The sequence below is a fragment of the Burkholderia sp. HI2500 genome (assembly GCF_002223055.1).
GTDB lineage: Bacteria > Pseudomonadota > Gammaproteobacteria > Burkholderiales > Burkholderiaceae > Burkholderia.
Map to the genome: position 1 here is coordinate 1194230 of NZ_NKFL01000006.1, position 11358 is coordinate 1205587.

11 protein-coding genes and 1 pseudogene are annotated in these 11358 nt (G+C 65.9%); 7 read left to right on the forward strand and 5 right to left on the reverse strand.

What is annotated here, in order from left to right; all coding sequences use genetic code 11:
• Positions 1 to 44: 44 nt before the first annotated feature.
• Together CFB45_RS23125 and CFB45_RS23130 are read right to left on the reverse strand one after the other, a co-directional pair.
• Positions 45 to 497, reverse strand: a complete 453-nt coding sequence (locus tag CFB45_RS23125; RefSeq protein WP_089427548.1) for a type VI secretion system amidase immunity protein Tai4 — start codon at positions 495 to 497, stop codon at positions 45 to 47.
• Positions 494 to 1039, reverse strand: a complete 546-nt coding sequence (locus tag CFB45_RS23130; protein ID WP_254600235.1) for a type VI secretion system amidase effector protein Tae4 — start codon at positions 1037 to 1039, stop codon at positions 494 to 496. Before CFB45_RS23130 ends, CFB45_RS23125 begins: the two co-directional genes overlap by 4 nt.
• A gap of 240 nt (positions 1040 to 1279) precedes the next feature.
• Between CFB45_RS23130 and CFB45_RS23135 the strand changes: the two genes are divergently transcribed.
• From CFB45_RS23135 to CFB45_RS23155, 5 genes are all read left to right on the forward strand, one after another.
• On the forward strand, positions 1280 to 1990 hold the full coding sequence (locus tag CFB45_RS23135) for a GntR family transcriptional regulator (protein WP_089427549.1): 711 nt from the start codon (positions 1280 to 1282) through the stop codon (positions 1988 to 1990).
• Positions 1991 to 2062: 72 nt separating this feature from the next.
• Positions 2063 to 2869 carry an SDR family oxidoreductase gene (locus CFB45_RS23140; protein ID WP_089427550.1) on the forward strand — a complete coding sequence of 269 codons (807 nt, stop codon included), beginning with the start codon at positions 2063 to 2065 and terminating at the stop codon, positions 2867 to 2869.
• A gap of 35 nt (positions 2870 to 2904) precedes the next feature.
• Positions 2905 to 3837: a 3-keto-5-aminohexanoate cleavage protein gene (locus tag CFB45_RS23145; protein ID WP_039367298.1), complete on the forward strand. Its 933-nt coding sequence runs from the start codon at positions 2905 to 2907 to the stop codon at positions 3835 to 3837.
• 222 nt (positions 3838 to 4059) lie between these two features.
• Positions 4060 to 5388, forward strand: coding sequence for an MFS transporter (locus CFB45_RS23150; RefSeq protein ID WP_089427551.1), 1329 nt, complete (start codon positions 4060 to 4062; stop codon positions 5386 to 5388).
• A 120-nt stretch (positions 5389 to 5508) separates the two neighbouring features.
• The gene (locus CFB45_RS23155) at positions 5509 to 6561 is read left to right on the forward strand and encodes an RNA-guided endonuclease InsQ/TnpB family protein (RefSeq protein WP_089427552.1); all 1053 of its coding nucleotides are present in this window, start codon (positions 5509 to 5511) and stop codon (positions 6559 to 6561) included.
• Positions 6562 to 6716: 155 nt separating this feature from the next.
• Here the strand turns inward: CFB45_RS23155 and CFB45_RS23160 are convergent, their stop codons facing one another.
• Together CFB45_RS23160 and CFB45_RS39550 are read right to left on the reverse strand one after the other, a co-directional pair.
• Positions 6717 to 8045, reverse strand: coding sequence for a chloride channel protein (locus CFB45_RS23160; protein WP_089429102.1), 1329 nt, complete (start codon positions 8043 to 8045; stop codon positions 6717 to 6719).
• A 165-nt stretch (positions 8046 to 8210) separates the two neighbouring features.
• Positions 8211 to 8346, reverse strand: a pseudogene (locus CFB45_RS39550) (cytosine deaminase); the annotation flags it as partial.
• Positions 8347 to 8604: 258 nt separating this feature from the next.
• Between CFB45_RS39550 and CFB45_RS23165 the strand changes: the two are divergent.
• A complete protein-coding gene (locus tag CFB45_RS23165; protein ID WP_089427553.1) occupies positions 8605 to 9747 on the forward strand; it encodes a porin in 1143 nt (380 codons plus the stop codon).
• Between the two features lie 216 nt (positions 9748 to 9963).
• The gene (locus CFB45_RS23170; RefSeq protein WP_089427554.1) at positions 9964 to 10266 is read left to right on the forward strand and encodes a DUF4148 domain-containing protein; all 303 of its coding nucleotides are present in this window, start codon (positions 9964 to 9966) and stop codon (positions 10264 to 10266) included.
• Positions 10267 to 10390: 124 nt separating this feature from the next.
• Here the strand turns inward: CFB45_RS23170 and CFB45_RS23175 are convergent, their stop codons facing one another.
• The gene (locus tag CFB45_RS23175; protein ID WP_089427555.1) at positions 10391 to 11338 is read right to left on the reverse strand and encodes a LysR family transcriptional regulator; all 948 of its coding nucleotides are present in this window, start codon (positions 11336 to 11338) and stop codon (positions 10391 to 10393) included.
• Positions 11339 to 11358: the final 20 nt, after the last annotated feature.

An 11358-nucleotide genomic window follows, 5' to 3' on the forward strand; every position in this document is an offset into this window, starting at 1 on the left:
ACGGCATACGGCGCGCCGTTGCATGGCGCACCGGCGTTCGATCGCTACTGCGGCTTCGGCGAATGCTCGGCCCGGTAGGTACCGTTCGGGCGCAATACGAGCTGCTTCGCTGCGGCGTCCAGTTCCTTGCCGTGATACAGATCGATGCATTTCAGGAAGTCGAACTTCACGTCCCCGACTTCCGATTCGACGACCGGATTCCGATAGTCGCGGGCCAGATACTTCGCGACCAGCGCATGAATGACGTCCGGCGCACGCTCCATGTCGTAGTAGGTCCAGTCGCGCAACGCGCTGGTGCTGCTGCCGATGTCCTTGCTCGCGCCGGGCGCCTGCTTGTATGCGGTAGCCAGGCACTCCGCGAGCACCATGTCCTTGAAGTTCCAGAGGTAAGTTCGTGAGCCGGCCTCAGGCGACGTTTGTGCGGCGTCTTTCGCCACGACCATCGCCGGTTGAAACGCGATGCACGCCAACGCGGCAGCGATCCGGACTCCCCTCATGACAGGCTCCAAAAATTTGCGCGATCGGTACGATACCGCGCGCCGGGTTCGTTGAAGTAACAATGGTCGTAACACGTTCGCCCGTTGAACAACGTGGCGTGGCCCTGTGCATCGCGCCACCCCGACACCTCGAACAGGATGACACCCCGCCGACCCGCAAGTGGCCCTCCGTTCGACGGCGGGTATTTGACGCCGTCAGCCTTCCCCCATCGTTGCTCGAGAAAACGAATCAAGTCCCTGACACGAAAAAAGTATTGCCGATTGTCTCCACCCGATACCGTTTGTTCCGGGATTCGCGGTATCACCATACCTGCTTCACCCAGGATATAACTCATCCTCACCGCGCAAGTATTGCTCCATTGCTCTGCCGGGTTCGGATTGTTGACGTTCTTCGCAACGTATCCGCCGATCACTTTCGCGACGCGCTCCCCGGAATTTGCCGGGTCGTAGATTCGCTGGGATGCCGCCCACGCAACGGCAAATGATGGTCGTTTCACTTTGGCTCCTTGTTGTAGTAATGAATTCGACTCGAGGAAGCGCATCGAAGACTCGCGACGGCTCTGTGCTACGAATACCTTCGAATCCATCGAATCAGGGAGTCATGATGCGCGATTGGAAAGTTTTTTGTAAGGATGCCGACTTGCCGGACGCCGATCCTTCTTCTGCTTCGCCCCCTCGTTTTCCCCGATCCCGTTCGCCTTGACTCCACACGCTCCGGCGACCACAATTCGCACATCGCAAGTGTGATCACAGATCGCAGATCAAACCCAGGAGAACCCGCCTTGGCGCCTCGTATCGTCCCGCCCGCCCTCAAAGCCATCGAACAGGAAACGATGGCCGACAAGGTCTACCAGCAACTGCGCGAAGCGCTGATGAGCGGCCGTTTCGCGCCCGGCCAGGCGCTGAGCCTGCGCAGCGTCGCGGAAGCGGTCGGTTCGTCGACGATGCCCGTGCGTGCGGCGCTCACGCGGCTGCGCGCCGAACGCGCACTGGTCGACGGCCCGAACCGCGCACTCGTCGTGCCGCCGATGACGCTCGACATGCTCGACGAACTGCGCGACGTGCGAATCGCGCTCGAAGGCTGCATCGCCGAACGCGCATGCGCCCGGATGACCGACGCGCAGATCGCGGCCGTCCGCAAGACCTGCGAGACGATGCAGGCTCACGCCGAGGCAGGCCGCTCGCGCGCTTACCTGCAAAGCAATTTCGCGTTCCACAGCGCGATCTACGCGCACGGCGCAAGCGAAAGCACGCTCGCGATCGTCGAGAACCTGTGGATGCGCGTCGGCCCCTTCCTCAACATGGTCGCGCTCGACATCCCGCACATGCGGCGCTCGATGGATGCGCACCGCGCCATCGTCGATGCGCTCGAACGGCGCGACGGCGCAGGCGTGCGCGCCGGCATCGCGCTCGACATCGGCGGCGCGGCACACGATCTCGCCGAGACGCTGCGGGCGGAACGGACCCCGCGGACCGTGAACGCGAAGCCGTAGCGGCCGCCTGCCGAGGGCGCCCGGTCGCGAGCGTCCGCGATCCGACTACATCAACGATGGAGACAACCCGGCATGACAGCTTCCGACCTGCTGAAACCCTATGACGGCCTGCGCGTCCTCGTGACGGGCGGCGCATCGGGCATCGGTCTTGAAATCGCGGACGCGTTCGCCGAATGCGGCGCGCACGTGCATGTATGCGACGCGTCGCAAGCCGCGATTGCAGCGCTCGCCGACCGGCCGCCGCGCGCCGGAGCCGGCGCGATCAGCGCGACGCTGGCCGACGTCTCCGATCCGGCTGCCGTCGAACGCGTGTTCGCCAACGTATCGGCCACGCTCGGCGGCCTCGACGTGCTCGTCAACAATGCCGGCATCGCCGGTCCGACCGGCGGCATCGACGAGATCGACCCGGTGCAGTGGGAACAAACCGTCGCGATCAACCTGACCGCGCAATTCCAGTTCGCGCGCCACGCGGTGCCGCTGCTGCGCGACGCGAAGCACGGCGGCGCGATCATCGCGCTGTCGTCGGTCGCAGGCCGGCTCGGTTACGCGTTCCGCACGCCGTATGCGGCAACCAAATGGGCCGTGGTCGGCCTCGTGAAGAGCCTCGCGATCGAACTCGGCCCGCTCGGCATTCGCGTGAACGCCATTCAACCCGGCATCGTGCGCGGCCCGCGGATGCGCCGCGTGATCCAGGCACGGGCGCAGCAGCTCGGCATCGGTTACGACGAAATGGAGACGCGCTATCTCGAGAAGATCTCGCTGCGGCGCATGACCGATCCGGCCGAGATCGCCGCAACCGCACTGTTCCTGTGCTCGCCGGGCGGGCACGGGATCACGGGCCAAGCGATCTCCGTCTGCGGCAACGTCGAAGTGCTCTGACGCACCCTGCATCGTTCACCGAAAGGAATCCATCCATGGCCAACGCTCGCAAAGTCATCATCACCTGTGCGCCGACCGGCGCGATCCATACGCCGTCGATGTCGCCGTACCTGCCCGTCACGCCGCACGAGATCGAAACCGCCGCCGTCGCAGCCGCCGAGGCCGGCGCAGCGATCCTGCATCTCCACGCACGCAATCCGTCCGACGGCAAGCCGACCCAGGATCCGGCCGTGTTCGCCGAATTCCTGCCGCGCATCAAGGCGCAAACCGACGCGGTGATCAACCTCACGTCGGGCGGCAGCCCGCACATGACGGTCGACGAACGCCTCCAGCCCGCCCTGCATTTCCAGCCCGAAGTCGCATCGCTGAACATGGGCTCGATGAACTTCGGGCTGTACCCGATGCTCGAGCGCTTTCGCGAGCTGAAGCATCCGTGGGAACGCGAACATCTCGAGAAGAGCCGCGACCTCGTGTTCAAGAACACGTTCGCCGATATCGAAACGATCCTCACGCGCTGCGGGGCGAACGGCACGCGCTTCGAATTCGAATGCTACGACATCTCGCACCTGTACAACCTTGCGCATTTTGTCGACCGCGGGCTCGCGAAGCCGCCGTTCTTCGTGCAAAGCGTGTTCGGCCTGCTCGGCGGGATCGGCGCACACCCGGAAGACCTGATGCACATGCGCCGCACGGCCGACCGCCTGTTCGGCAGCGATTACGTGTGGTCGATCCTCGGCGCCGGCCGCAACCAGATTCCGCTGGCGACGATCGGGGCGGCCCAAGGCGCGAACGTGCGTGTCGGGCTCGAGGATTCGCTGTGGATCGCGCCGGGCAAGCTCGCGGAATCGAGCGCCGCGCAGGTCCTGAAAATGCGACAGGTGCTCGAGGGCCTGTCGCTCGAGATCGCGACACCGGCCGAGGCGCGCGCGATGCTCGCACTCAAGGGCGGCGACGCGGTGAATTTCTGATCGCCGGGTAACGCCCCAACACCAGAATCCACAAGCGCAGTGACAAGGCGCCGGCCCGAGCCGGCCGGCGCCAGGACGCCCATCATCGCCCCGCTCCGTTCGAGCGCTGCCGGCGCGGCTCCGTCGTCTGCCCATCCGCTGCATGCATCGCAGCGGCATCTGTCGAACGCGGCGCACCGTGCTTGCCGTGCGCGCCGGTTCGCCCTTACCGGAGTCGTCCGCATGTCCACTCATCACGCCCAGGCCCTGTCTTCCGCCGCCGGCGACGCGAGCGCGTCGCTGAACCGGCTGCTGTTCCGCAAACTCCTGCCGCTGCTGATCGCCGCGTATGTGATCAGCTTCCTCGACCGCACCAACATCGCGTTCGCCAAACATTCGATGGGGGTCGATCTCGGCATTTCATCGGCCGCGTACGGACTCGGCGCGGGGCTGTTCTTCCTGACCTATGCGCTCTTCGAAATTCCGAGCAACCTGATCATGCATCGCGTCGGCGCGCGCTTCTGGATCACGCGGATCATGATTACGTGGGGCGCACTATCGGTCGCGATGGCGTTCGTCAGCGGCGAGACGTCGTTCTACGTGATGCGCCTGCTGCTCGGGGCCGCCGAAGCCGGCCTGTTTCCCGGCGTGATGCTGTACCTGACGTACTGGTTCGGCCGCGAGGAGCGTGCGCGCGCAACCGGCTATTTCCTGCTGGGCGTGTGCATCGCAAACATCGTCGGCGGGCCGCTGGCCGGCGCGCTCATCGAGCTCGACGGCACGCTCGGCTTCCACGGCTGGCAATGGCTGTTCGTCGTCGAAGGCATTCCGGCGATCCTGCTCGCATTCGTCGTGTGGACACGGCTGCCGGATCGTCCGAGCACCGCGCCGTGGCTCTCCCCGGAAACCGGGCGCGCGCTCGAACGCACGCTGGCCGCCGAGCAGGATGCGGGCGCCGGCGCGCACGGCGGCCATGCATTCGGCACCGCGCTGCGCGATCCGCAGATCTGGCTCGCGATCTTCGTGTACTTCTGCCACCAGTTGACCATCTACACGGTGATTTTCTTCCTGCCGGGCATCATCGGCGCATCGGGACGCTTCTCGCCGTTCGCGGTCGGGTTGTTGACCGCGCTGCCCTGGCTCGCCGCCGCCTGCGGCGCCGCCACGCTGCCGCGCTTTGCGCGCGAGTCGCGGCATTCGCGCCGGATGCTGTGTGCGGGGCTGGTCGTGATGGCGGCCGGGATGGCCGGCGCCGCGCATGCGTCGCCTGCCGCGGGGCTCCTGTGCGTGTGCGTGGCCGCATTCATGTTCTTCGTCGTTCAGTCGATCGTCTTCACGTTTCCCGCGTCGCGGCTCGCCGGTAACGCTCTGGCCGGCGGACTCGGACTGGTGAATACGTGCGGGTTGCTCGGCGGCTTCGTCGGACCGACCGTCGTCGGTGCGATCGAACAGGCCACCGGCAATGCGAAGAACGGGTTGACGCTGCTGGCGGCCGCGCTCGTCATCGCGGCGTTCGCCAGCCTCGCGTTGCGGCACGGGCACGAGCGGGATGCCATGCTGTCACGCAATTGAGTCCAGACTCGCACACTCGTTCGTTGTACGCGACTTCAATCACCCAAGAAAAACTCACCGGTTACGATCAGGAAATAATGCACCGTTGACAGAAAGCACTCGAACGCTAGAGTGATCAGCATGATTGTTGTCTATCGCTACCGGGTGAAGTCGCTCAATGGCCTGCTTAACAAGCAGAGCCGTGCGGTGAACTACGTCTGGAACTTCTGCAACGACACGCAAAAGCACGCGCTCAAGTGGCGCAAGAAGTGGCCGACGGGTTTCGACCTGAACGTGTTGACGACCGGTGCCAGCAAGGAACTCGGCATCCACTCGGGCACCGTCAACGCAACCTGCGAGCAATACGCGAAGTCGCGCAGCCAACACCGTCGGCCCTACCTGCGCTATCGCGGCAGGAAATCGCTGGGCTGGGTGCCGCTGAAGGGCCGTGACCTGAAGCGTGAGGGTGACGCGTTCCGTTTCGCCGGCAACACCTTTCGCGTGTTCAACAGCCGACCGCTTCCCGAAGGCAAGATCAAGGACGGGACCAACTTTGCGCAGGATGCACGCGGCAACTGGTTTCTGAACATCGTGATCGAGATGCCCGATGTGCAGGCCCGCCCGGTCCGTTCCGGCGTCGGCATCGATCTCGGCCTGAAAGACTTCGCCACACTTTCGACCGGCGAGAAACTGCCTAACGACCGGTTCGGTCGACGAGCGGCGGAAAAGCTGGCGAAAGCGCAACGGGCACGAAAGCACAAGCGGCATATCGCGAAGCTGCACGCCAAGGTGGCGAATGCCCGTGCCGATTTCCAGCATAAGCTCGCGCTCGATCTGGTGCGGCGTTTCGATTACATCGCGGTTGGCAACGTGTCGGCCGCCAAACTCGCCAGAACCAGGATGGCGAAGAGCGTCTACGACGCATCCTGGTCGTCCTTCCGAAACAAGCTCCGCTACAAAGCGATCGCGCACGGGGCCACGTTCGAGGAAGTCGACGAAAGCGGTTCTACCCAGTCCTGTTCGGCGTGCGGATCGAAAGACAGCACGACGCGGCCGAAAGGTATCGCGGGACTGCGAATAAGAGAGTGGGCCTGCAGTGACTGTGGTGTCGAGCATGATCGTGATATCAACGCTGCGCTGAACATTCTCCGATGCGGACGTGCATCGCCAGTTGTGGGAATTCCTCGCTTTTAAAGGAAGAGGAACGTCAATACCATCTGCATCGAGACCGTAAGTTGGATTGGTAAGCGCAGCGATGCAACCGGGAAACGAGGGAGCAAGAAACAGCATGCGGCGCCCCAGGCGCCGCATGCGAAGGATTCGAACGAGTTCGCCGCGCTAACGCGCCGTCACCGATGCGCGCGCGCACGCACCGTCGCGACCGCGTATTCGCGCCGCTCCGCCAGCAGCTGCATGAACCGGTACGCAACGAGCGAGCCGGCCACGGCAAGCAGCATCGGCACGAGGCTGTCGTGATCCGCGCGCGTGAATTCGAGCAGCAGTACGACCGCCGTGATCGGCATCTGCATCGACGCGGCGAGGAACGCGGTCGCGCCGATCAGTGCGCATCCGCCGATCGACGCGCCCGGCCACACGAGGCTCCACAGCCCGCCGAGCACGACGCCGAGCAGCGCGCCGTTCGCAAGGCCCGGCGTCAGCAGGCCGCCTTCCGCACCCGCCCGCAGGCTGCCGGCCTCGATCAGCACCTTCAGCACGAGCAGCGCCGCGGCGAAACCGATGGTCAACGTGCCGTCGAAGCCCAGCGACGCCGGGCCCTTGCCGTTGCCGAGCAAGGGCGGAACCCCCATCGCGAGCACGCCGATCACCGCGAAGTTGATCAGTGCGAGCACCGGCAACCGCCCGTCTTTCGGCGCGTTCGCCCGGGCACGTGTGGTGAGCCGCACGAAGCCGTACGCGGCGAAGCCGAACAGCGGACCGCAGACGATCGACCACGCCACCAGCGGCGTGCTCAGCACGAACGGCGGCACCGTGTACTGGTGTTCGTTGCCGAGGCCGATCCACGCAACGGCCGCGGCGATCGCCGACGTCGCGACCGCCACGACCAGCGCACGCAGTTCGAACGTGCCGAGCAGCACTTCGAGCACGAAGATCGCGCCGCCGAGCGGCACGTTATAGACGGCAGCGAGCCCCGCACCGGCACCGCACGCGACCATCAGCCGGCAGTCGTCGGGCGTGAGCCCCGCCGCATGCGCAAGCCGCCCGGCAAGCAGCGAACCGATCTCGCGCGGCGCGACTTCGCGGCCGAGCGGCGAGCCGAGCGCGACGGTGACGATCTGCAGCAGCGCGTGAACCGTCGTGCTGACGACCGGCATCCGCGGATCGGCTGCACGCACCGCGCGGCGAATGCTGACGAGCGGCCGGCCATACCGGTACAACGCCCACCAGCCGCCGCCGGCAACGATCCCGCAGACGACCAGCACCGCGAGGCGGCGCAGCGGATCGGCGCCGGTCACGCCGATGAGGAAGCTCTCGGTGCCGATCACGTGCGCGACGCTGTAGCCGTACGCGACGTGCTGGATCGCATGCAGCAGCAGCGCGAGCAGCATGCCGCCGAGGCCCGCGCCGATGCCGGTCAGGATCGTGACGACGGCCACGCGCGCGAACGGGCTGGCGGCCGGCGAGGAGGATGCGGGGGCGGACGGGAGATCGGGGCGCATGGTGTCGGCGAATGGAATCGAAAAGACGGCGCGCAACATGCACGCCGCCGTCAGGACCGCATCGTAGGCCGGCGCCCCATCATGAGACAAACGTATTTTTAGAATCGACTGATGCATTTTGCGCATACATGGCATCTGACGGGCCCAAGTCGCCCGCCGTTCACCTCAATCCGGATATATGACGCGCTCAGGTTCGCGCCGCAGATCGCTTTCCCTGGCGGATCGACAGCGTGGCCTTGGCCTGTCGCCGCACCGCTTCGTCGTCGCTGTCCGCATCAAGCACGACGAGATTCGCCGGACGCGCCGATCAACCGCCGTACCGCACGCCGCGCATGTTGCAACGACGCGACAGGCACGCCTCGATGAACGGATGCCAGCCGCACACGACCACGCAATAACCGCCGGCGCCACGCGCGCGCGGCACATCGTGTCAGTTTTGTGAAGGACTCTTGCGGGATCCGGAAAGGTCCGCTCGCCGCCCCGGCGGCCTTGCGCGCGCGATGCGCCCCTACACTTGCGCCGAACTTTCGTTCCCAGTCCCACACGCAGGAGCCCTGACTTGAAAAAAACCCTCATCGCCGGCGCATGCACCGCCGCCCTGTTCGCCCCGCTCGCTCACGCACAGAGTTCGGTCACGCTGTACGGCCTGATCGATGCCGGCATCGTCTACACCAACAACGCGAACGGCGCGTCGCTGTGGCGCCTGAACAGCGGCACCGTCAACGGCAGCCGCGTCGGGTTTCGCGGCACCGAGGATCTCGGCGGCGGCCTGAAGGCGCTGTTCGTGCTCGAGAACGGCTTCAACGTGAACAACGGCGGGCTCGGGCAGGACGGCAAGCTGTTCGGCCGCCACGCGTACGTCGGCCTGAGCCAGAACGGCTTTGGCACGCTGACGCTCGGCCGCCAGTACGACACGATGGTCGACTTCGTCGCGCCGCTGTCGGCCACGGCCGGCGACCTCGGCGACGCGAGCTTCGCGCATCCGTTCGACAACGACAACCTGAACCACTCGCTGCGCATCAACAACGCGGTCAAGTACACGAGCGAGACCTATGCGGGCCTCAAGGTCGGCGCGATGGTCGCGTTCTCGAACGCGACCAACTTCGGCGCGAACCGCGCGTACAGCGTCGCGGCGAGCTACACGAACGGCCCGCTGAAACTGGCCGGCGCGTACCTGCAGATGAACGGCACGAAGGGCTCGACGAGCGCGAGCCCCGGCGCGACCGATGCGGCCGAAGCAAAGAGCCTGAACCAGGGCGGCTGGTCGATCGGCTCGGACCGCATGCGTTCGTACGGCGGCGGCATCAGCTACGGGTTCGGCCCGGCCACCGTCGGCTTCGTCTATACGCGTTCGCAGTACGACAACACGGGTTCGTTCGGCTCGACCGGCCAGGTCGCGTTCAACAACTACGACGTGAACGTGCGCTATGCGGTGACGCCGGCCGTCAGCCTCGGCGCGGCCTACGTGTACACGGACGCCAGCGTGTCGAACCCCGACAGCAAACATGGCACCGATCCGAAGTGGCACCAGGTCGACCTGCAGGCCGTCTACAAGCTGTCGCGCCGCACGGACGTCTACGCGGAAGCGATGTACCAGCACGCAGCAGGCCGCGGCTACCAGGCGTTCATCAACGGCTCGGGCGGCGCATCGAGCACGGCGAACCAGATCGTCGGCACGATCGGCATGCGCACGCGCTTCTGACCGGCACGATGCGTCGTCGCCCGCCGGCCACGAACCTGCGTTCGCACGTGGGTTCGCCGGCCGCGGGCGGCCTCCATCAATGTTGTGTCATCTGGAAAGCAGCCTGCCTGGAATCGGGGTTTTTGCGCGCGCGGGCGCTGCGTAGACTGCCTGCAAAGGTCGCGGTCACGCATCGCGCGTCGAACCGGCCGCCCACCCCGTCCCCAGGAGAACCTCGTGAAATCGCTCGTCGTTACCGCCGCCGCTGCCGTCCTGCTCGCTGCACCGGCCCTGTCTTTCGCCCAGTCGGCCCAGTCGCCCGTCACGCGCGCGCAAGTGCTGCAGGAGCTGATCGATCTCGAGTCGGTCGGCTACAACCCGGCGCGCGGCGAAGTCAACAACTATCCGGACGACATCATGGCGGCGCAGGAACGACTTCACGAAAAGCGTCTCGCGGAACAGAAGGCAGCGCAGGCCGCCTACGGCCACGCCAGCGCACCGACGACGGAATCGGGCGCGGCGGCCAAGCCCGCGCTGTAACGGCATGACGAAGCGCCGCGCCCGCGTGAACGATGTCATGCAGGCGCGGCGCGGTTGCGTTCGCTTGATTGGCTTGAAGAGAAGACGCCGGCAGCGTGGCAATGCGCCGGTGCGCGCCCGCCGCTCAGGCGGCCTGCGGTTCGCGATCGATCGCGTTCAGCATCTCGACGTCGCGCGCGATCATCCCCGGCACCTGGGCCCGCAGCATCTCGACCCAGGTCCGCACCTTCGCATCGACGAAGCGGCGCGACGGATACAGCGCATACACGTTCATCTTCTGCAGGATATGCGCGGGCAGCACGCGGACGAGCGTGCCGTCGCGCAACGCGTCGATCGCCGAGTACAGCGGCAGCATGCCGATCCCGATGCCGTCGCGGATCGCAAGGGCGAGCGATTCGGCCGTATTGGTCTGCACCGGCCCCGCGACGTGGATCTGCTCGACACCTTCCGGCCCTTCGAGCACCCATTCGTGCGTCGGGAACGCCGGCGTGCATAACGTCAGGCATGCGTGCGCAGCGAGATCCTGCGGACGCACCGGTGCGCCGTGGCGTTTCACATAGTCGGGCGACGCGCACAGGATGCTGAAGGTCGAACCGAGCAGGTGCGACACGAGTTCCGAATCGGGCAGCGACGACGCGGTCACGACGGCCATGTCGCTCGTGCCGTCGAACAGGTCGGGCATGCGCTGCGACAGCGACAGTTCGATCGACACGTCCGGGAACTGCGCGTGATAGCGCGTCAGCGCAGGCAATACATAGTGATGGCCGACGCTCGCGAAGCTGTGCATGCGCAGCACGCCGGCCGGCCGTTCGTGCGCGCAGCTGGCCTCTTCTTCCGCGCGGTCGACGTCGGCGAGGATCTGGCGGCAGCGCCGCAGATAGCTTTCGCCGGCCGACGTGAGCGCGAGACGGCGCGTCGAACGATTCATCAGACGGGTGCGCAGGCGCGCCTCGAGCTCCGACACCGCGCGCGACATCGCGCCCGTCGTCGAATTCAGCGATTGCGCGGCGGCGGTGAAACTGCCCGTCTCGACGACGCGCGAAAACACCCGCATGTTTTGTAGGGTATCCATTCCTGTGAGCAACCTGTAGC